Origin of the sequence: Phenylobacterium sp., assembly GCF_016793285.1 — a bacterium.
Classification (GTDB): Bacteria; Pseudomonadota; Alphaproteobacteria; order Caulobacterales; family Caulobacteraceae; genus Phenylobacterium.
On the sequence record NZ_JAEUMO010000031.1, the window covers coordinates 1 to 19,341 of the forward strand.

Genomic DNA, 19,341 nt, shown 5'->3' on the forward strand with positions numbered 1-19,341 from the left:
CCGCCTCATCGTTGCCAAGGTTCGGGCGGCAGGGGTATCAGGGCGCCTTCGTGTGAACCGACGGGAATCCCATGCGCCTTTCGCGGTACTTCATGCCCACGCTTCGGGACGCGCCGGCCGACGCGCAGATCGTCTCGCACCGGCTCATGCTGCGCGCCGGCCTGATCCGCCAGGAGGCGGCGGGCATCTACGCGTGGCTGCCGCTGGGCCTGAAGGTGCTGAAGAAGATCGAGCAGGTGGTGCGCGAGGAGATGGACCGCGCCGGCGCCGTCGAGATCCTGATGCCGACCATCCAGCTTGCCGACCTGTGGAAGGAGAGCGGCCGCTACGACGACTACGGCGACGAGATGCTGCGCATCACCGACCGCCACGAGCGCGAGTTGCTGTTCGGACCGACCGCCGAGGAGGTCGTGACCGACATCTTCCGGAGCTACGTCAAGTCGTACAAGGACTTGCCGATGAATCTTTACAACATCCAGTGGAAATTCCGCGACGAGCGCCGGCCCCGGTTCGGGGTGATGCGCGGGCGCGAGTTCCTGATGAAGGACGCCTATTCGTTCGACGTCGACGAGGCCGCGGCGCGGCGGTCGTACAACCGGATGTTCCTGGCCTACCTCAACGTCTATGCGCGGCTGGGGCTGAAGGCGATCCCGGTGAAGGCCGATCCCGGCCCCATCGGCGGCGACATGAGCCATGAGTTCATGATCCTGGCCGAGACCGGCGAGAGCGAGGTGTTCGCGCACCGCGACCTGGTCGAGATGGGCGCGCCCGGGCCGGACATCGACTGGTTCGGCGACCTGGAGCCTGAGGTGTCGCGGCGCACCAGCCTCTATGCCGCCTCGGACGAGATGCACGACGCGGCGCGCTTCGAGGCCATGGCGCCGGACAAGCGGATGACCGCCCGCGGCATCGAGGTGGGCCACATCTTCTACTTCGGCGAAAAGTACTCCGCGCCGATGGGCGCGAAGGTGACCGGGCCCGACGGCAAGGACGTGAACGTGCAGATGGGCTCCTACGGCGTCGGCGTCTCGCGCCTGGCCGCGGCGATCATCGAGGCCAGCCACGACGACGCCGGCATCGTCTGGCCGGCCAGCGTGGCGCCGTTCGGCGCGGCGGTGCTGAACCTGCGCGTCGGCGACGCCGGCTGCGACGCGGTCTGCGAGCAGGCCTACAAGGCGCTGAGCGACGCCGGGATCGACCCGCTGTACGACGACCGCGACGACCGGCCGGGCGCCAAGTTCGCCGCCACCGACCTGGTGGGCATCCCCTGGCAGCTCATCGTCGGCCCCAAGGGCGTGGCCGAAGGCGTCGTGGAGCTGAAGCGCCGCGCGACCGGCGAGCGCCAGACCCTGCCGCTGGACGCGGCGCTGACGGCCATCATCGGTTGAGCCAGAGCCCGATCATGGGCGGGCGCGCGGCGCCGTTCGGGCTCTGGGAACGGATGCTGGCGGCGCGCTACCTGCGCGCCCGGCGCAGCCAGGGCGGCGTGGCGCTGATCTCCGTCATCTCGTTCTTCGGGATCATGCTGGCCGTCGCCGTGCTGATCTCGACCATGTCGGTGATGAACGGCTTCCGCTCGGAACTGCTGGGCCGGATCCTGGGGTTCCAGGGGCACCTCTTCGTCACCGGCGGCGTGCTGGACGGGGCCGACCGCGACCGGGCGGTCGCACGCATCCTGAAGGTCCCGGGCGTGGTCCAGGCGGCGCCGATCATCGAGGCGCAGGCCATCGCGCTGGGGCCCAGCCAGATCACCGGCGCGCTGGTGCGGGGCATCAGCGGCAAGGACCTGCAGGAGACCCGGCTGGTCTCGGGCCATATCACCGGCGGCTCGCTGCGCGCGTTCGGCGTGGGCGAGTACGGCGGCGACGCGATCGTGGTGGGCGAACGGCTGGCGCAGTCGCTGGGCGTGCGGCCGGGCGACATGCTGACCCTGATCTCGCCCTCGGGCGGCGCCACGGCGTTCGGCGGCGCGCCGCTGCAGAAGCCCTACACCGTGGCGGCCACGTTCAGCGTCGGCATGAGCCAGTACGATCAGGCTTACATCTACATGCCGCTGGCCCAGGCGCAGCTCTTCTTCGGCCGCGAGGACACCGCCGACGCCATCGAGATCAAGGTGGCCGATCCCGACCACGCGGCGCGGATGCGCGGGCCGATCAACAAGGCGGCGGGCCCGGCGGCGCTGGTCGCCGACTGGACGCAGCGCGACGTGGCCTTCTGGGGCGCGCTTTCGGTCGAGCGCACGGCGATGCGGCTGATCCTCGGCATGCTGATCGTGATCGCGGCGCTGAACATCATCTCGGGCCTGGTGATGCTGGTGAAGAACAAGACCCGCGACGTGGCGATCCTGCGGACCATGGGCGCGGGGCAGGGCTCGGTGCTGCGGATCTTCTTCATGACCGGGACGGCGATCGGCGGGGCCGGGACGCTGGCCGGCGTGGCCCTGGGCGTCCTCTTCTCGCTGAACATCGGGCCGATCCAGTCGGCGGTGGAGTACGTGACCGGAGCGCAGGTGTTCGCCTCGGACGTCTACTACCTCTCGCGGCTGCCGGCGAAGGTGGACTGGCTCGAGGTGTTCTGGATCTCGGTGTTCTCGCTGGGGATGGCCTGCTTCTGGAGTCTGCTGCCGGCGTGGCGCGCCTCGAAGCTCGATCCGGTGGAGGCGCTCCGCTATGAGTGAGCCGGTCCTTTCCATCCGCGGCCTGGAACGCACCTACGTCACCGAGGCCGGCAAGCTGCCGGTGCTGAAGGGCGTCGACCTCGACGTGGAGGCCGGCGAGATCGTGGGCCTGGTCGGGCCGTCGGGGTCGGGCAAGTCGAGCCTGCTGCACGCGGCGGGCCTGCTGGAGCACCCCGACGCGGGGCGGATCAGCATTCTGGGCACGGACTGCTCGCAGTTGAACGAGCGCGAGCGCACGCGGGTGCGGCTGGCGACCATCGGCTTCGTCTACCAGTTCCACCACCTGCTGCCGGAGTTCTCGGCGCAGGACAACGTGGCGATCCCGATGATGATCGCCGGGACGCCGCAGGCGAAGGCGCGCGAGGCGGCGCGGGGGCTGCTGAGCGACCTGGGCCTGGGCGCCCGCACCGACCACCAGCCGGCGCAGCTCTCGGGAGGCGAACAGCAGCGCGTCGCGGTCGCCCGCGCGCTTGCGAACGCGCCCCGCCTTCTGCTGGCCGACGAGCCCACCGGCAACCTCGATCCCGCGACGTCGACGGCGGTGTTCGAGAGCCTCTTCGCCCTGGCCCGCAACACCGGGGTCGCAGGGCTGGTCGCGACCCACAACTTCGAGCTGGCGCGCCACATGGATCGCGTCTTCGCGCTGAAGGACGGCCATCTGGAGCCGTGGACCGCAGACCAGGATGGGCGCGGTTGACCCCGCCCGGCGCGGGGGCGGACCCTGCGGAATGGATTCTCCCCCCGCCTCTCCAGAGCCGCACGCGACGGCCACGCGGCTGGCGGCGGCGGGCAAGGTGCTGGCGCTGGCCTGGATCATCTTCCTGGCGGTCGGCCACGCGGCGGTCTGGCGGCAGGGCGCCGACTTCCTGAACTTCTGGTCGGCCGGCCGCTTCGTGCTCGAGGGGCGGGCGGCCGAAGCGTATGACGTGGGCCGGCTGGTCGCCTGGCAGCAGGCGCAGGGGTTCCCCCGCGCGCAGCCGTTCGTGAGCCCGCCGCCGTTCCTGATCCTGGCGGCGCCTCTGGGCCTGCTGATCTATCCGGCGGCGCTCGCCGTGTGGATCGCCGCGGGCTACGCGGCCTACGCGCTGTCGCTGCGCTGGCTGCCGCGGGCGGTCTACTGGCCGGCGGTGGCCTTTCCGGGCGCGCTGCTGGCGGCGATGGCGGGGCAGAGCGCGCTGATCCTGACGGCGCTCATGTGCGCGGCGGTGGGGGCGCTGCCGCGGCGGCCGGCGCTGTCGGGGCTGTTCGTGGGCCTGATGGTGCTGAAGCCGCAGCTCGCGCTGCTGACCCCGGTGGCGTTCGCGGCGGCGGGGGCGTGGCGGGCCTTCGCCGTGGCGGCCGCGACCGTGATCGGCGTCCTGGGTCTCAGCGTCGCGGTGCTCGGCTGGGAGCCGATGGCGGCGTTCCTGGGCAGCGCCGACTACCTGAACGGCCTCTTCGCGCGGCCCGAACTGCTGCCCAAGATCAAGAGCGTGTACGCGACCCTGGTGCTCAACGGCGCGTCCCCGGCGGCGGCGCTGACGGGGCAGGGCGTCGCGGCGGCCTTCGCGGCCGGGGCGGTGTGGCGCGTCTGGCGCGCGACGGACGCCCCCCTGGCGCGCGGCGCGGCGCTGGCCGCCGCGACCCCGCTCGCGCCGCCCTACCTGCTGCTCTACGACATCGTCTTCCTCGCCCTGCCGACCGTGTGGCTGCTGCGCGAGGGGCTGGAGCGGGGGTTCCGCCGCGGCGAGCGGGCGGCGCTGGCGGCGGTGTTCTTCCTCCCCATCGCAACGCTGATGGCGCCGGCGACCTGGCCCATCGTCCCGCTGTGGAGCCTGGGCCTGACGCTGGCCGTGCTCCAGCGACTCGCGCCGCCCCGCCGATAGTGGCTCCGGACAGCTTGACGGTGAGAACAAAAAGGGAATAAGAACGAAAATAGAACGCGCCCACAGGTTCTCCACAGGCGCCTCACAGGAAGGATGCGGAAGATGGTTCGGATCGCGCGGGAATCGCTGGCCTTTGCGTCGGTGGCGAGCTTTGTCTGGCTCGTCTGTTCGGTGGCCGGCCTGGTGAGCTGACCGCCATGCGAATGGGGGATCTGGCCTTGGCGGAGGGAAGCGGCGAAGGGTTCGTCCACCTCCGGGTCCGGTCCGCCTATTCGCTGCTGGAAGGCGCCATCAAGGCCGACAAGATCGGCGGCCTGGCCAAGGCCGACGGGATGCCGGCGGTGGCGCTCTGCGACCGGGCGAACCTGTTCGGAGCCCTGGAGTTCTCGGTCGCCACGAAGGGCGAGGGCGTGCAGCCCATCATCGCCTGCGCGATCCCGGTGACGGGGATCGGCGAGGCCCCGGCGGAGCGCTGGGCCAAGGTGCCGACCCTGGTCCTCGTGGCCCAGAACGAGCAGGGGTATCTGAACCTCTGCGACCTCTCCTCCAAGGCCTACGTCGACATCGACGCCAGCGACGAGCCGCATGTGCGCTGGGAGACGGTCTGCGCCCACGCCGAGGGCCTGATCCTGCTGTCCGGCGGGCCCGACGGGCCGGTCGACCATCTGTTCGCCGCGGGCAAGACGAAGGAGGGCCGCGCGGCGCTGGCCGAGATGAAGCGGGTGTTCGCAGACCGCTTCTACGTCGAGCTCCAGCGGCACGGCGCGGCGGCCGAGGCGGCGGCCGAGGGCGGGCTGGTGGCCTTCGCCTACGACGAGGACGTGGCCCTGGCCGCCACCAACGACGTCTACTTCAAGAACGCCCAGGCCTATGCCGCGCACGACGTGCTGCTCTGCATCGCGGACGGCAGTTTCGTGGGCCAGGACGACCGCCGGCGCGTGACCGCGGAGCACGGCTTCAAGTCCGCGGACGAGATGCGGGCGCTGTTCGCGGACCTGCCCGAGGCCTGCGACAACACCCTCGACATCGCGCGGCGGTGCGCCTTCATGGTCAACAAGCGCGACCCGCTGCTGCCGCGCTTCACGGACGGAGAGGTTTCCGAGGCCGACGAGCTGGCGCGCCAGGCCCGCGACGGCCTGAGGCTGCGCATGGCCGAGGGCCGCGCCAACGCCTTCCCGCCCGCCGACTACGAGGCGCGCCTGGACCGCGAGATCCAGGTCATCACCCAGATGGGGTTCCCCGGCTACTTCCTGATCGTGTCGGACTTCATCAAGTGGGCGAAGGCGCGGGGCATCCCGGTGGGGCCCGGGCGGGGTTCGGGCGCGGGCTCGCTGGTGGCCTACTCGCTGACCATCACCGACCTCGACCCGCTGCAGTACGGCCTGCTGTTCGAGCGCTTCCTGAACCCGGAACGCGTGTCGATGCCCGACTTCGACATCGACTTCTGCCAGGAGCGCCGCGAGGAGGTCATCACCTACGTCCAGCAGCGCTACGGGCGCGACAAGGTCGCCCAGATCATCACGTTCGGCACGCTCCAGGCGCGCGCAGTGCTGCGCGACGTGGGCCGGGTCCTCCAGCTCCCACTGGGCCAGGTGGACCGGCTGGCCAAGATGGTGCCGGCCAACCCCGCCAACCCGGTGACGCTCGCCCAGGCGATCGAGGTCGAGCCGCGGCTGCAGGAGGAGCGCAAGCGCGACGAGGCGGTGGCCCGCCTGCTGGAGATCGCGCTGCAACTGGAGGGCCTGTACCGCAACGCCTCGACCCACGCGGCGGGCGTCGTCATCGGCGACCGGCCGCTGACGCAGCTCACCCCGCTCTACCGCGACCCTCGGTCCGAGCTGCCGGCCACCCAGTTCAACATGAAGTGGGTGGAGAGCGCGGGGCTGGTGAAGTTCGACTTCCTCGGCCTGAAGACGCTCACCGTCATCGACCGGGCGGTGAAGTACCTCGAGAAGCGCGGCGAGGTCGTGGAAATGGCCAAGCTGCCGCTCGACGACACGCCGACCTACGAGCTGATGAGCAACGCCCAGACGATCGGGGTCTTCCAGTTCGAAGGCCAGGGCATGCGCGACGCGCTGCGCCAGCTCCGCCCCAACTCCATCGAGGACGTCACCGCCATCGGCGCGCTCTACCGCCCGGGCCCGATGGACAACATCCCGACCTTCGTCGACTGCAAGTTCGGCCGCAAGGAGATCGACTACCTGCACCCCATGCTGGAGGGGGTGCTGAAGGAGACCTACGGCGTCATCGTCTACCAGGAACAGGTGATGCAGATCGCCCAGATCCTGGCGGGCTACAGCCTGGGCGACGCCGACCTTCTGCGCCGCGCCATGGGCAAGAAGAAGAAGGAGGAGATGGAGCTTCAGCGCGCGCGGTTCGTCTCCGGCGCGGAGGCCAAGGGCGTGCCGCCGCAGCAGTCCGGGGCGATCTTCGACCTGGTGGACAAGTTCGCGGGCTACGGGTTCAACAAGTCCCACGCCGCCGCCTACGCCTTCCTGAGCTACCAGACGGGCTGGCTCAAGGCGAACCACCCGGTCGAGTTCTTCGCCGCCTCGATGAGCCTCGACATCGCCAACACCGACAAGCTGGCGGTCTTCTACCAGGACGCCAAGCGCTTCGGCGTGAAGATCCAGCCGCCCTGCGTGAACCGCTCGATGGCCGACTTCGACGTCGAGAACGGCGAGGTGCTGTACGCGCTGGGGGCCATCCGCAACGTCGGCCTTCAGGCGATGGAACACGTGGCGGCGGTGCGCAAGGAAGGCGGGCCGTTCCGCGACATCTTCGACTTCGTCGAGCGGGTCGATCCCAGGCAGGTCAACAAGCGCACCTTCGAGACCCTGGCCCGCGCCGGCGCGTTCGACGCGATCCACCCGAACCGCGCCCAGCTCGTCGAGGCGGCCGACCTGCTGCTGAGCGTCGGCCAGACCGTGTCGGCGGAGCGCGAGTCCAACCAAGGCGGTTTGTTCGCCAGCAACAACGCCGACCTGATCCAGGCCCAGCGCCAGAAGATGCCGCGCCGCGACGCCTGGACGCCGACCGAGCGGCTGGACCAGGAACTGCTGGCGGTGGGCTTCTACCTCTCGGGCCATCCGCTGGACGACATGGTCGAGGCGCTGCGGCGCAAGCGCACCGACCTGCTGACCGACGCGGTCGCCCGGGCGGCGGCCGGCGCCGAGGCGCTCCGCATGGCGGGCGTGGTGCGCCGCAAGCAGGAGCGACCCTCCCGCAGCGGCGAGAAGTTCGCCTTCGTCACCTTCTCGGATCCGACCGGCGAGTACGAGGTGCTGTTCCCGCCCGAGAGCCTGCGCAAGTGCCGCGAGCTGCTGGAGCCCGGCAAGGCGGTCGTGCTGAAGGTCCGCGCCAAGGCCAGCGACGGCGAGGTGCGCTTCTTCGGCGACGACGTGGAGCCGGTGGAGAAGGCGGTCGAGAACGTGGTGGCGGGCCTGCGCGTCCACGTCCAGCCGCGCAGCGCCGAGATCGAGGCGATCAAGAAGCGCCTGGGCGTCGCGAGCGGGAAGGGCGGCGAAGTGGTGCTGACCGCCCGGCTGGAGAACAACCGCGAGGTGGAACTGCGGCTACCCGGCCGCTTCACCGTCGACGGCGCGGTCCGCGGCGCCCTGAAGACGGCTCCCGGCGTGGTGTTCGTCGAGGACCTCTGAGGCGCGTCAGTACGATGCGCTGCGGCTGGGGCGGTGCGGCTTGGACGAGAAGGCTGACACGTCGCTGCCGTTCTTCCGGGCGCGCGGCTGGATGAGGCCGGAGGAGGCGGCCTGGGCGAAGGGGTCGCCGGCGGGGTCGATGCCGAACGTGCTGGCGCGGGACGGGCGCGCGGTTCGTTCATGCGGGGTCTTCGGGGTCGCTGCGGCGGCCTGATGATGCCGCGGGTGGCTGGCGGTCCTGGCCAGGGCCGGAGCGGCGGCGAAGGCCAGGGAGATTGCGGGGACGATCAGGGCGAGGCGGTTGCGCATCGTGGAGCCCTCCGGGTTACCGGGGACAAGCGTCGCGCCGCCATTGTGACACGCGTGCGGCGTTCGGATGTCCGGAGCATTGCCGGGTCGGCCGGGAGGCGTTGTGCGACGAGGCCGGCCAGATAGGATGTCGTCAGGCACGAGGAGGCGGCGATGAAGCCAGGACTGCTGTGGATCGTGGCGCTGGCGCTGGCCGCCGGCCCCGCGGTCGCCCAAGGTACGTTCTCGCCGGGGCAGAAGCCGGGCTCGACGTTCGGCGGATCCGCCCCGTCGACGGCTCGCAAGCCGGGATCGTATCTCCCGCCGGCCGCGAGCGCGCCGGCCGCGAAGCCCCGGGCAGCCTACGGCGCGCCCGAAGCTCCGAAGGCCGGGGGTTTCGAGCCCTACAAGCCCTTCAGCGGCAGCTCGGTCTATTTGAGCCCGAACGGCGCGCGAAGGTCGGACCCGTGCGAGACCAGCGTCTACGTCGACGCCTGCGGCAGGAAGAAATAGCGGCTCAGCACCGGCCGGGCGCCGGCGGCGGCGTGGGGAGGAGCCGGACCATGGCCTCGCCGAGAGCCTTCACCTCGGCGTGGTTCGGTTCGCAGCTCTGCCGATGGACATAGCGGTAGCGGCCCCGCCGGACGGCTTCGAAGATGTCGTGCTGGCCGTCGTAGCAGGCGTCGGTCGCCAGGGCGCGGGGGTCGGGCGCGATGCGTTCGAAGGCGCTGTGTGCGAGGGCGTTCTCCACTCGGGCGACCGCGCCCGCGGGCGCGACGAAGGTGCGCAAGCTCCAGTCGACGCCCCGGGCGGGCGGGGGGCCGCCGCGACCGCTGACGGTCACGAGCCCCGATCCGTCGGCGCGCACGTCGAGCCGGATCGCGAGCGGCGCCGCGCACGCCGGATCGTTGATGTAGCGATAGCTGCGTCCGCCGTCGGAGGCTTCGGCGAGTTCGCGCTGCCCGAGCTGCTTCAGGGCCCCGCGAAAGGCCTGGCGCATGCAGACCGGCGCGTCGGCTGCGCGATAGCAGGGCAGGGCCACCTCTGCGATCGCCGCCGCCGGGCGCGGCTGGCCCGGCTCGATCCACGCGAACCGCGGTATCGGGCCGAGCTTGTCTGAGGTCCGGAAATTGGGCCGCTCGGTGCAGCCGGCCAGAAGCGCGGCGACCACGAGCAAGGGCAGAGGGCCGGAAGCGCCATGCATCGCGGCGAAGGTTGATCGGATCGGGTGGCGGATGCAATCGCCCGGCGCTTGATTTTCCGGCGTAATCCCACTACATGCGCCGCTCCAATCCACACGCGGGTGTGCGGCTTGGCGGGGAGACATCCCGTCAATTCCGTTCCGGTCCTTCTTCGGAAGGGTTTGCCCGCGGCGGTTCAACCGGAAGAAAGACGAGTTACAGACGATGGCTCTGCCTGAATTCTCCATGCGCCAGCTTCTCGAGAGCGGCGCCCACTTCGGCCACCAGACGCACCGCTGGAACCCGAAGATGGACAAGTACATCTTCGGCGCGCGCTCCAACATCCACATCATCGATCTGTCGCAGTCGATCCCGCTGCTGCATCAGGCGCTGGTGAAGGTGCGTGAAGTCGCCGCCGGCGGCGGTCGTATCCTGTTCGTCGGCACGAAGCGTCAGGCCTCGGAGCCGATCGCGACGGCCGCCAAGCGCTGCGCCCAGTACTACGTGAACCACCGCTGGCTGGGCGGCACGCTCACCAACTGGCGCACGGTGTCGGGCTCGATCCAGCGCCTGCGCGAAACCGACGCGCTGGTGACCGGCGAGGGCCAGGGCCGCTCCAAGAAGGAACTGCTGCAACTGACGCGCGAGCGCGACAAGCTGGAGCTGAGCCTGGGCGGCATCAAGGACATGGGCGGCATCCCCGACCTGATGTTCGTGATCGACACCAACAAGGAAGCGATCGCGATCCAGGAAGCCCGGAAGCTGAACATCCCGGTCATCGCCATCCTGGACACCAACTCGAACCCCGACGGCATCACCTATCCGATCCCGGGCAACGACGACGCGGCGCGCGCCATCCAGCTCTACTGCGACCTGATGGCCGACGCGATCCTCGACGGTCTGGCCGCTGGCCAGGCGGCGTCGGGCGTCGACCTGGGCGCTTCGGAAGCTCCGATGGAGCCGGCTCTGGCCCGCGCGGCCGCTCCGGCCCCGAAGGCGGAGCCCGCGGCCGAGCCCGAAGTCGCCCCGGCGGAAGCCGCGGCCCTCGAGGCGGAGATGTCCGGCGAAGCTGCTCCGGCGGCCGAGCCCGATACCACCGCCGCGGCGGACGAGACGGCTTCCGAAGGCGCCGACGCGGCGAGCGAAGAAAAGGCCGGCTGAGCGTCTTCGGACGCCGGCCGACACAAAACCCTGACGGAAGGCCCCGCACAAAGGGCCATCCCGATTCACGAGTCTCTTTCTAAGGAGCTGACCATGGCGGAAATCACCGCTGCGCTGGTCAAGGACCTGCGCGAAAAATCCGGCGCCGGCATGATGGACTGCAAGAAGGCGCTGCAGGAAAACAACGGCGACGTCGAAGCGTCGATGGACTGGCTGCGGACCAAGGGCATCGCGAAGGCGGCCAAGAAGGCCGACCGCGCGGCGGCCGAAGGTCTGGTGGCCGGCAAGATCGCCGCCGACGGCAAGTCGGGCGCTCTCGTCGAGTTCAACGCCGAAACCGACTTCGTGGCCAAGAACGACCAGTTCCAGAGCGCGGCGCGTGAATTCGCGACCGTGGCGCTGGGCACGGACGGGACCGTGGACGCCATCACGGCGGCCAAGACCTCGAAGGGCGAAGTGGTCGGCGAGGTGGTGACCAACCTGATCGCCACCATCGGCGAGAACATGCGTCTGCGCCGTGCGGCCAAGCTGTCGCTGGATCAGGGCGCCGTCGCGCTCTACCTGCACAACAAGCAGGGCGACGACGTGGCGAAGCTGGCCGTGCTCGTGGCGCTGGAAGGCGCCGGCGATCAGGCCACGCTGGCCGAAGTGGCGCGCAAGATCGCGCTCCACGTGGCCGGCACGCCGACCCCGCCGCTGGCGCTGACCTCGGCCGATCTGGACCCGGACGTCGTCGCCAAGGAGCGCGAAATCCAGACCCAGATGGCGATCGAGTCGGGCAAGCCCCGCGAAATCGCCGAAAAGATGGTCGAGGGCCGCATCCGCAAGTGGCAGGAAGAAGTCGTGCTGATGGTCCAGCCGTTCGTCATGAACCCTGACCAGACCATCGAGCAGCTCGTGGCCGAGACGGCGAAGGCCGTCGGCTCGCCGGTCGTGCTGAAGAGCTTCGTGCGCTTCGCCCTCGGCGAAGGCGTCGACAAGGGTCCGGAAGGCCCCGACTTCGCCGCTGAAGTCGCCTCGATGACCGGCGCGGCCTAGGCCGCTCCTGCACCAGGATGAGGGGGCGCCGCACGTTCGACGTGCGGCGCCCCTTTGCCATCTCCGCGAGAGATGGCAACGGTGATCCGCCGATGCCGATGCGCGGCGCCGAGCCGGCTTCCACCTCGACGGGCATCGGCAGCGCTGTATGTTCCCGCAGCTTCCGAAGAGACTCACCCGATGGCCGAGCCCCCCCGCTACAAACGGATCCTCCTGAAGCTCTCGGGAGAGGCGGGCGTCGGGGGTGAGAGCTTCGGCATCGACCCCAAGACCCTGGGCGCGGTGGCCGAGGAGATCGCGCAGGTCTCCCGCGCCGGCATCGAGGTCTGCGTGGTCGTGGGCGGCGGCAACATCTTCCGCGGCGCGGCCCTGGCCGAGGCCGGGATGGAGCGGGCCAGCGCCGACTACATGGGCATGCTGGCGACCGTGATGAACGCCCTGGCCGTCCAGGCGGCGCTGGAGAAGATCGGCGTCTTCACCCGCGTGCAGTCGGCGATCCCGATGGAAGCGGTCTGCGAGCCCTACATCCGCCGCCGCGCGCTGCGCCATCTCGAGAAGGGCCGCGTGGTGATCTTCGCCGCCGGCGTCGGCGCGCCGTTCTTCACCACCGATTCGGGCGCGGCGCTGCGCGCGGCCGAGATGGGCTGCGAGGCGCTGTTCAAGGGCACCAGTGTGGACGGCGTCTACACGGCCGACCCGAAGAAGGACCCCAAGGCGCAACGCTACCAGACGCTCAGCTATACCGACGTGCTGGCCAGGGACCTGAAGGTCATGGACGCCTCGGCCGTCTCGCTGATGCGCGACAACAAGATCCCGATCGTGGTGTTCAACATCCGCGAGCGGGGCAACCTGCTGAAAGTCCTGAACGGCGAAGGCGTCTTCACGACCATCGCCTAGCCGTTACAGTCGGCCTCACGACCCAGAATACGGAGACGCCCGCCATGGCCACCGCCGAGAAGCCCGTGCTTTCGACCTACAAGGCCCGCATGGACAAGGCCATCGCGGCCCTGAAGGACGAGTTCGGCTCGCTGCGCACCGGCCGGGCCTCGGCGAGCCTGCTCGACCAGATCCACGTCGAGGCCTACGGCTCGAGCGTGCCGCTGAACCAGGTGGGCGCGGTCAGCGTGCCGGAACCGCGGATGATCACCATCAACGTCTGGGATCGCGGGCTGGTGGTCTCGGTCGAGAAGGCGATCCGCGCCTCGGACCTGGGCCTGAACCCGGTGGTCGACGGCACCACCCTGCGCCTGCCGATCCCGCCGCTGACCGAAGAGCGCCGCAAGGACCTCGCGAAGCTGGCCGGCAAGTACGCCGAGCAGCAGCGGATCGCGGTGCGCAACGTCCGCCGCGACGCCAACGACGACTGCCGCAAGGCCGAGAAGGATCACGTCATCAGCCAGGACGAAGAGAAGCGGATGGAGACGGAGGTGCAGAAGATCACCGACGAAGCCATCAAGCGTATCGACGAAGCCTTGAAAACAAAGGAGCAGGAGATCATGCAGGTCTGAACCTGCGTGAAGGATCGCGTTTCCTCCATGGCCGCCGCCGAGACTCCGACGTTCGCAGGCGCTCCCGAAGGGAGCCGGCCGCTGCATGTGGCGATCGTGATGGACGGCAACGGTCGCTGGGCCAAGCAGCGCGGGCTGCCGCGGCCGCTGGGCCATCGGGCCGGCGTCGAATCGCTCCGCCGCACGGTCTCCGCCGCGCCGGGGCTGGGGATCGGCTGGCTGACCGTCTTCGGCTTCTCCACCGAGAACTGGAGCCGCCCGGCCGCCGAGGTCGCCGAGCTGATGGCGCTGCCCAAGCGCTACTTCGAGACCGACCTCGGGCGCCTGGAGCGGGAAGGGGTTCGCGTCCGGGTCATCGGCCAGCGCGAAGGGCTGTCGCAGGACCTTGTGCGCCTGGTGGAGGACGCCCAGGCGCGGACGGCCCACAACACCGTGTTCAACCTCAACATCGCCTTCAACTACGGCAGCCAGGCCGACATCACGGCCGCCGCGCGCCGGTTCGCCGAGGAGGTCGCCGCAGGGCGGCGCGACCCGTCGGACCTCGACGAGACGATGTTCGCGGGGCTGCTGGCGACGGCCGGCGCGCCGCCGCCGGACCTGATCGTGCGGCCGTCGGGAGAGCAGAGGCTGTCGAACTTCCTGTTGTGGGAGGCCGCCTACGCGGAACTCGTCTTCCAGGACGTGCTTTGGCCCGACTATGGAGAAGAGCACCTCAAGGCGGCGCTGGCGGAATTCGCCGCGCGGGACCGGCGCTATGGCGCAATCGTTGCCGATGACGTCCTCGCCGCCGGCTAAGCGGTTCGACTGGTCCAACCTCGGCCTGCGCGTCGCGTCGGCCGTGGTGCTGGTGCCGGCCGCCCTCGCGGCGGCCTGGTTCGGGGGCTGGCCGTACCTGGTGCTGATCGCCATCGGCGTGGCCCTGCTCGCCATCGAATGGGGCGGCATGAGCGCGCCGGTCTCGCCCACGCGGGTCGCCGCCGCGGTCGCTGCGGCGGTTCTGACCGCTGTTTTCGTAGGTTACCGCGGTGACTTCATCTGGGCGTGGGGCGCGATCTTCCTGGCCGCGGCCGGCGCCGCCGTGGTCGCGCGCGGGGTGGCCGAGCGGCCGGCGGACGCAGCCTACGGCGTGCTCTACATCGCGCCCGCCGCGCTGTGCCTCGTCTGGCTGCAGCAGACCAACCAGGGCAACTGGTGGACCATCATGCTCTTCGCCGCCACATGGTCGGCCGATATCGGGGCGTTCGCGGTCGGCAGCATCCTGAAGGGCCCGAAGCTCTGGCCGCGGTTCTCGCCCAACAAGACCTGGTCCGGCTTCTTCGGCGGCCTGGCCGCGGCCACCCTCGCGGCCGTGGGCGTGGAGACGTTGCCCGACGTCCTGAAGATGTTCTGGCCGATGATCCAGCCGTTCCAGCTCAACATCTGGGCCACGGCGCTGATCGGATTCACCGTGGGGCTGGCGACGATGGCCGGCGACCTCTGGGAGTCGGCGTTGAAGCGGCGTTTCGGCGTGAAGGACTCGGGCGATCTCATCCCGGGACACGGCGGGCTGCTGGATCGGGTGGATGGCCTGATGTTTGCTGTGGTGGTGATGGCGGCGCTCCGGCTCGCGAACCAGTTGGGATGGGGACATTGAACCTGCCGCGGAAGGTCAGCGTCCTGGGCTCGACGGGCTCGATCGGCGTCTCGACGCTGGACCTGTTCGAGCAGGCCGGCGTGGAGGTCGAGGTCGTGGGCCTGACCGCGGGGCGCAACGTGGCGCGGCTGGCGCAACAGGCGCTGCGCTGGCGGCCCCGGCTCGCGGTGATCCAGGACGAGACCAAACTGACCGAGTTGCGCGAGCGCCTCAAGGGGTCCGGCATCGCGGCGGCGGCGGGCGTCCAGGCCGTGGCCGACGTGGCGGCGGCCGATGCGCAGTGGGTGATGTCGGCGATCGTGGGATTCGCGGGCCTGGCGCCCACGCTGGCGGCGGCGAAGGCGGGCGCGGTCGTGGCCCTGGCCAACAAGGAGAGCCTCGTCTGCGCGGGCCCCTCGCTGCTCCGGACGGCGAAGCTGGCGGGCGGCGCGGTGATTCCCGTCGATTCCGAGCATTCGGCGATCTTCCAGGTGCTGGACCCGACCATCGCGGCGCAGGTCTCCAAGCTGATCCTGACCTCGTCGGGCGGCCCGTTCCGCGACGCCAGCCGCGAGGAGATGGCCGCGGCGACGCCCGAGCGGGCGATCGCGCATCCGAACTTCTCGATGGGCGCGAAGATCTCGGTCGACTCGGCCACCATGATGAACAAGGGCCTGGAGGTGATCGAGGCCGCCTACCTCTTCGCCATGCCGCCCGAGCGGATCGAGGTGCTGGTCCATCCGCAGCAGATCATCCACTCGCTGGTCGAGTATGCGGACGGCTCGACGCTGGCGCAGTTGGGCCCGCCCGACATGCGTCCGCCGATCGCCTGCGCCTTCGCCTGGCCCGACCGGCTGCCCTGGCCCGCGCCGAAGCTCGACCTCGTCACGGCCGGCCCGCTGACCTTCCAGCATCCCGATCCGCAGAAGTTCCCGGCGCTCACCATCGCCAAGCAGGCGCTGGCCGCGGGCGGTGCGGCGCCGGCGGCGATGAATGCGGCCAACGAGCGCGCCGTGTCGGCTTTCCTTGACCGGCGCATCGGCTTTCTGGATATCCCGAACGTGGTTGCGGAAACGCTGGAGCGGATGGACCGCGCAGACGACTTTTCCACGCTGAACGACGCGTTGGAGAGCGCCCGGCAAACCGACGCCGCCGCGCGGCGCGTGGCGGACGAGGTCGTCCACGGCCTCGCCGCCGCCTAGGAGCAAAGCCCCGATGCAGATCCTTCAGACCGTCCTGCTCTACGTGGTTCCGTTCCTGCTGGTGCTGGGCGTGGTGGTGACGGTCCACGAGCTGGGGCACTTCCTGGCCGCCAAGTGGCTGGGCACGAAGATCGACCGCTTCTCCATCGGCTTCGGCCACGCCATCGCGCACTGGACCGACAAGTCGGGCGTCGAGTGGCGGATCGGCTGGGCGCCGATCGGCGGCTACGTCCGTTTCGCCGGCGACGACAACGCCGCGTCCATTCCGGACGCCGAGGACCTGAAGGGCATGCGGCAGGAGCTGATCGCGCAGGGCCGCGGGGCCGAGATCGATCGCTACTTCCACTTCAAGCCGATCTGGCAGCGCGCGGTCATCGTGGGCGCCGGGCCGGTAGCGAACTTCCTGCTCGCGATCGCGATCTTCGCGAGCCTCTTGATGGCGTTCGGCGAGTGGGTGGTGCCCGCGCGCGTCGCCACGGTGGCGCCCAACACGCCTGCCGCCGCCGCGGGCTTCCAGGCCGGGGACCTCATCGTCGAGGCCGCGGGCCGCAAGATCCACCGCTTCGACGAGGTGAAGGAGATCATCAGCGTCCGCGCCGAGGTGCCGACCGAGTTCGTCGTACAGCGTGGCGGCCGCGAGGTTCACCTGACCGCCACGCCCCGCTGGAACGAGACCGACGACCCGGTGGCGGGCAAGCAGCGCCTGGGGCTGCTGGGCATCGCGCCCGCGCAGTCGCGCGACGACTATGTCCAGATCCACTACGGGCCGGTCGAGGCCGTCGGGCGCGGCGCGGTGAAGACGTGGCGGACGCTGGAGACCACCGTCTACTACCTGGGCCGGATGATCACCGGGCAGGTGAGCGCCGACGAGCTGCGCGGCCCGCTGGGCATCGCCAGCGTCGCCAAGAACGTCGCCACGCTGGGCGCCGACAGTTCCGAGAGCGTGGGCGACAAGATCTTCCGCTCGGGGCTCAACCTGTTGCAGCTCGCGGCGCTGATCTCGGTCAGCATCGGATTCATGAACCTGCTCCCCGTACCTGTGCTCGATGGGGGACACCTGCTGTTTTATGCGTATGAGGCCGTGGCCCGCCGCCCTCTTGCCGCCAAGGTTCAGGCGGCAGGCTACCGCGTTGGGCTTGCACTCGTTCTCGGTTTGATGTTGTTCGCCACCTGGAACGATTTGCAGCGCAACCGTGTGTTCAATCTGTTCGGCGGCCTATTCTCCTAGGCTGCTCGTCCCCTCAAACGGCTGATTCGATGCTTAGAACCCGCGTACCTTGCGCCGCGCTCGTCACCGGTGTTGCCCTTCTCCTGGGGACAACGGCCCTGGTTGCGCCCGGCGCTGCGCACGCCCAGCAGCAGGAACAGGGCGGGGTCATCCAGCGGATCCTGGTCCAGGGCAACGAGCGGATCGAGCAGTCCACCGTCGTCTCCTACCTGCCGGTGCAGCCGGGCGAGGCGGTCGATTCGGCGAAGATCGACCTGGCGCTCAAGGCGCTCTTCCGGACCGACCTGTTCGCGGACGTCAGCATCAACTTCCAGAACGGCGACCTGATCGTCACGGTCGTCGAGAACCCGATCATCAACCGGGTGATCTTCGAGGGGAACAAGGGCCTCAAGGAAGACAAGCTGCGCGACGAGGTGACGGTCCGCCCGCGCGGCATCTTCACCCGGGCCAAGGCGCAGGGCGACGTTCAGCGGATCGTCGAGCTGTATCGCCGCTCGGGCCGGATCTCCGCCACCGTGACGCCGCAGATCATCGAACTGCCGCAGAAGCGCGTGGACCTGATCTTCAAGATCGACGAGGGCCCGAAGAGCGGCATCCTTTCGGTCAACTTCCTGGGCAACAAGGCGCTCAGCGACAACGACCTGCGCGACGTGGTCGTGACCGAGGAGAGCCGCTGGTACAAGTTCTTCTCGAACAACGCCAACTACGACCCGGACCGCCTCGAGTACGACAAGGAGCAGCTTCGGAAGCACTATCGCAACCGCGGCTACTACGACTTCCGCGTCTCCTCGGCAGTGGCCGAGTTGGCCCCCGACAAGAACGGCTTCGTCATCACCTACACGGTCGACGAGGGGCCGCGGTACAAGTTCGGCAAGCTGAACGTCGAGACGACTCTGCAGAAGCTGGACAAGGAGGTGCTGGCCGCGCTGGTGCCGATCCGCTCGGGGTCGACCTACCAGGACGAGGCGATCGAGCAGGCGACCGACGCGCTGACCTTCGCCGCCGGCGCCGCGGGCTTCGCCTTCGTGGACGTGCGGCCGCGCTATACGCCCGACCGCGAGAAGGGCGTCGTCGACGTGACCTTCCAGGTGAACGAAGGCCCGCGGGTCTACGTCGACCGTATCGACATCGTCGGCAACACCCAGACGCTGGACTACGTGATCCGGCGCGAGATGAGCGTGGTCGAGGGCGACGCCTACAATCGCGCGCTGGTGGACCGGTCCAAGCGCCAGATCCGCGCGCTGGGCTACTTCAAGGAAGTCGATATCACCGAGGCGCCCGGCTCGGCGCCCGACCGCACCGCCCTGCAGGTCAAGGTCGAGGAGCAGCCGACCGGCGAGCTCTCGTTCTCGGCCGGCTATTCGTCGGTGGACCAACTGGTGCTCGACCTGGGGGTGACCCAGCGCAACTTCCGCGGCCGCGGCCAGGACGTGCGCGCGCGCATCTCGGTGGGCTCGCTCCGCCAGCAACTGGACTTCTCGTTCACCGAGCCGCGGTTCCTGAACCGTGACCTGGCGGCCGGCGTCGACCTGTTCGCCTATCGCCTCGATTACTCCGACTTCTCCGCCTACAAGACGGCCACCATCGGCTTCAGTCTGCGGACCAACTTCCCGCTCAGCATCGATAGCCGTGGGCAGGTCCGCTACACGCTGCGCCAGGAAGACATCGACATCGACGACTTCTACTGCGACCCCACGCAAGGCCAGGTTCTGTCGACCGCGCTGTGCGGCCAGGTGGGCAAGCGGCTGACCTCGCTCGTCGGCTACGGCGCGCGCCTCGACCGCCGGAACGACTATCTGAACGCGACGCGGGGCTTCTACATCGACTTCAACCAGGACATCGCGGGCCTGGGCGGCGACGTGAACTACGTGCGCACCGACATCGAGGCCGCGTGGTTCCACGGCTTCACCAAGGACTTCATC

Annotated in this window: 18 protein-coding genes; 16 read left to right on the forward strand and 2 right to left on the reverse strand. The window is 69.7% G+C overall.

Annotation, left to right across the window (positions count from 1 at the left end):
* The first annotated feature begins 71 nt into the window (after nt 1-71).
* From proS to dnaE, 6 genes are all read left to right on the forward strand, one after another.
* Nucleotides 72-1,388: a proline--tRNA ligase gene (proS, locus tag JNL41_RS03750; RefSeq protein WP_293472934.1), complete on the forward strand. Its 1,317-nt coding sequence runs from the start codon at nt 72-74 to the stop codon at nt 1,386-1,388.
* Between the two features lie 11 nt (nt 1,389-1,399).
* Nucleotides 1,400-2,677 carry a lipoprotein-releasing ABC transporter permease subunit gene (locus tag JNL41_RS03755; RefSeq protein WP_293472950.1) on the forward strand — a complete coding sequence of 426 codons (1,278 nt, stop codon included), beginning with the start codon at nt 1,400-1,402 and terminating at the stop codon, nt 2,675-2,677.
* Entirely contained in the window at nt 2,670-3,374 is a 705-nt protein-coding gene (locus JNL41_RS03760) for an ABC transporter ATP-binding protein (protein ID WP_293472935.1), read from the forward strand. The genes JNL41_RS03755 and JNL41_RS03760 overlap by 8 nt, the downstream gene beginning before the upstream one ends.
* A 31-nt stretch (nt 3,375-3,405) precedes the next feature.
* On the forward strand, nt 3,406-4,542 hold the full coding sequence (locus JNL41_RS03765; RefSeq protein WP_293472936.1) for a glycosyltransferase family 87 protein: 1,137 nt from the start codon (nt 3,406-3,408) through the stop codon (nt 4,540-4,542).
* A 102-nt stretch (nt 4,543-4,644) separates the two neighbouring features.
* Nucleotides 4,645-4,734, forward strand: coding sequence for a cell division inhibitor SidA (sidA, locus tag JNL41_RS22535; RefSeq protein ID WP_365697802.1), 90 nt, complete (start codon nt 4,645-4,647; stop codon nt 4,732-4,734).
* Nucleotides 4,735-4,760: 26 nt separating this feature from the next.
* Nucleotides 4,761-8,201 carry a DNA polymerase III subunit alpha gene (gene dnaE, locus JNL41_RS03770; RefSeq protein ID WP_293472937.1) on the forward strand — a complete coding sequence of 1,147 codons (3,441 nt, stop codon included), beginning with the start codon at nt 4,761-4,763 and terminating at the stop codon, nt 8,199-8,201.
* Between the two features lie 6 nt (nt 8,202-8,207).
* Here the strand turns inward: dnaE and JNL41_RS03775 are convergent, their stop codons facing one another.
* On the reverse strand, nt 8,208-8,510 hold the full coding sequence (locus tag JNL41_RS03775) for a hypothetical protein (protein ID WP_293472938.1): 303 nt from the start codon (nt 8,508-8,510) through the stop codon (nt 8,208-8,210).
* A 153-nt stretch (nt 8,511-8,663) separates the two neighbouring features.
* Here JNL41_RS03775 and JNL41_RS03780 point away from each other — a divergent pair, with 153 nt between their 5' ends.
* Nucleotides 8,664-9,002: a hypothetical protein gene (locus JNL41_RS03780; protein WP_293472939.1), complete on the forward strand. Its 339-nt coding sequence runs from the start codon at nt 8,664-8,666 to the stop codon at nt 9,000-9,002.
* Between the two features lie 4 nt (nt 9,003-9,006).
* Here the strand turns inward: JNL41_RS03780 and JNL41_RS03785 are convergent, their stop codons facing one another.
* A complete protein-coding gene (locus tag JNL41_RS03785) occupies nt 9,007-9,918 on the reverse strand; it encodes a hypothetical protein (RefSeq protein WP_293472940.1) in 912 nt (303 codons plus the stop codon).
* On the opposite strand from JNL41_RS03785, the gene rpsB reads away from it, so the two are divergent.
* The 9 genes from rpsB to bamA all read left to right on the forward strand — a co-directional run.
* Complete coding sequence (gene rpsB / locus JNL41_RS03790; RefSeq protein WP_293472941.1) at nt 9,896-10,831, forward strand: 30S ribosomal protein S2; 936 nt, start codon at nt 9,896-9,898, stop codon at nt 10,829-10,831. The two genes, JNL41_RS03785 and rpsB, sit on opposite strands and share 23 nt — an antisense overlap.
* 93 nt (nt 10,832-10,924) lie before the next feature.
* Nucleotides 10,925-11,869 carry a translation elongation factor Ts gene (tsf, locus tag JNL41_RS03795; protein ID WP_293472942.1) on the forward strand — a complete coding sequence of 315 codons (945 nt, stop codon included), beginning with the start codon at nt 10,925-10,927 and terminating at the stop codon, nt 11,867-11,869.
* Nucleotides 11,870-12,049: 180 nt separating this feature from the next.
* The gene (pyrH, locus tag JNL41_RS03800) at nt 12,050-12,766 is read left to right on the forward strand and encodes a UMP kinase (RefSeq protein ID WP_293472943.1); all 717 of its coding nucleotides are present in this window, start codon (nt 12,050-12,052) and stop codon (nt 12,764-12,766) included.
* Nucleotides 12,767-12,810: 44 nt separating this feature from the next.
* Nucleotides 12,811-13,377, forward strand: coding sequence for a ribosome recycling factor (gene frr / locus JNL41_RS03805; RefSeq protein WP_293472944.1), 567 nt, complete (start codon nt 12,811-12,813; stop codon nt 13,375-13,377).
* A gap of 27 nt (nt 13,378-13,404) precedes the next feature.
* Nucleotides 13,405-14,172 (forward strand): polyprenyl diphosphate synthase, encoded by a 768-nt coding sequence (gene uppS, locus JNL41_RS03810; RefSeq protein WP_293472945.1) that lies wholly within the window; start codon nt 13,405-13,407, stop codon nt 14,170-14,172.
* On the forward strand, nt 14,132-15,010 hold the full coding sequence (locus JNL41_RS03815; RefSeq protein WP_293472946.1) for a phosphatidate cytidylyltransferase: 879 nt from the start codon (nt 14,132-14,134) through the stop codon (nt 15,008-15,010). Before uppS ends, JNL41_RS03815 begins: the two co-directional genes overlap by 41 nt.
* Nucleotides 14,998-16,191 (forward strand): 1-deoxy-D-xylulose-5-phosphate reductoisomerase, encoded by a 1,194-nt coding sequence (dxr, locus tag JNL41_RS03820; RefSeq protein WP_293472947.1) that lies wholly within the window; start codon nt 14,998-15,000, stop codon nt 16,189-16,191. The genes JNL41_RS03815 and dxr overlap by 13 nt, the downstream gene beginning before the upstream one ends.
* Before the next feature lie 13 nt (nt 16,192-16,204).
* The gene (gene rseP / locus JNL41_RS03825; RefSeq protein ID WP_293472948.1) at nt 16,205-17,419 is read left to right on the forward strand and encodes an RIP metalloprotease RseP; all 1,215 of its coding nucleotides are present in this window, start codon (nt 16,205-16,207) and stop codon (nt 17,417-17,419) included.
* Between the two features lie 29 nt (nt 17,420-17,448).
* Nucleotides 17,449-19,341, forward strand: a 1,893-nt coding sequence (gene bamA, locus JNL41_RS03830) for an outer membrane protein assembly factor BamA (RefSeq protein ID WP_293472949.1), incomplete at its 3' end; no start/stop codon positions are given.